This is a genomic window from Vibrio sp. 378 (genome assembly GCF_033339435.1).
Window position 1 is genome coordinate 1 of the sequence record NZ_JAWOUO010000185.1, and the last position, 1,006, is coordinate 1,006.

General features: G+C 45.3%; 3 protein-coding genes. All 3 read left to right on the forward strand.

The features are described from left to right. The coding region (locus R7Q48_RS25020; protein WP_318132823.1) for a tetraacyldisaccharide 4'-kinase at nucleotides 1-363 on the forward strand (363 nt) is incomplete at its 5' end. Beyond that, the gene (locus R7Q48_RS25025; RefSeq protein ID WP_005378451.1) at nucleotides 344-523 is read left to right on the forward strand and encodes a Trm112 family protein; all 180 of its coding nucleotides are present in this window, start codon (nucleotides 344-346) and stop codon (nucleotides 521-523) included. The genes R7Q48_RS25020 and R7Q48_RS25025, both read left to right, overlap by 20 nt. Continuing rightward, a partial coding sequence (kdsB, locus tag R7Q48_RS25030; protein ID WP_318132824.1) for a 3-deoxy-manno-octulosonate cytidylyltransferase occupies nucleotides 523-1,006 on the forward strand: 484 nt, incomplete at its 3' end. The genes R7Q48_RS25025 and kdsB, both read left to right, overlap by 1 nt.

Consider the following 1,006-nt stretch of genomic DNA (forward strand, 5'->3'; position numbering starts at 1 on the left):
AAAGCGATCAACCTAAAGACCAAGCAGCAAGTTGATGTGAGTGAATTAAAGGCGCTGGTGGCATTTGCTGGTATCGGGCATCCACCTCGGTTTTTTAATACACTAGAATCAATGAATGCGGATGTTAAAGTCGCGAAAGGTTTTGCTGACCATCAAGACTTTGACCAAAAAGAACTTGAAGCATTGGCTCTGCAAGGGGCGAATGTGATTATGACAGAGAAAGATGCTGTCAAATGTAGCGACTACGCACAAGACAATTGGTGGTATCTGCCTGTATCTGCTCAATTTGAGCCTAAAGATGCAGAGCGAATTTTAAATCGAATAAAAGAGGTTAAAGCGACTTATGGATCACCGTCTGCTTGAGATTGTGGCTTGCCCAGTGTGTAAAGGTAAGCTGACTTACGATAAAGATAATCAAGAGTTGATCTGCAAATTAGATCGCCTTGCTTACCCTATCAAAGAGGGTATTCCTGTTCTGCTTGAGCCAGAAGCTCGCACCATGAGTATGGATGAGGGACGTTAATGTCTTTTACGGTTGTGATACCGGCTCGTTACTCTTCGAGCCGTTTACCAGGTAAACCACTGGCTGATATCGGTGGTAAACCAATGGTGCAATGGGTTTACGAACAAGCAATGCAAGCTGGCGCTGATGACGTGATCATTGCTACTGACGATGAGCGAGTTTCTGCGGCGGTTGAGAAATTCGGTGGCAAAGTTTGTATGACTTCGCCAAACCACGAATCTGGTACAGAGCGTTTAGCGGAAGTGGTAGAGAAAATGGCCATTCCTGCTGACCACATTATTGTGAACGTTCAAGGTGATGAGCCTTTGGTACCACCAGTTATCATCCGCCAAGTCGCAGATAACTTAGCCGCTAGTGATGCGCCTATGGCTACGTTGGCGGTTGAAATTGAATCTGAAGATGAAGTCTTCAACCCAAATGCCGTAAAAGTCGTTGCTGATGAGCGTGGTTATGCCATGTACTTTAGCCGAGCAACAATTCCTT

Bases quoted from the DNA above. Each gene is read 5' to 3' on its own strand.
- R7Q48_RS25025 (WP_005378451.1), top strand. From the start codon at position 344: ATGGATCACCGTCTGCTTGAGATTGTGGCTTGCCCAGTGTGTAAAGGT.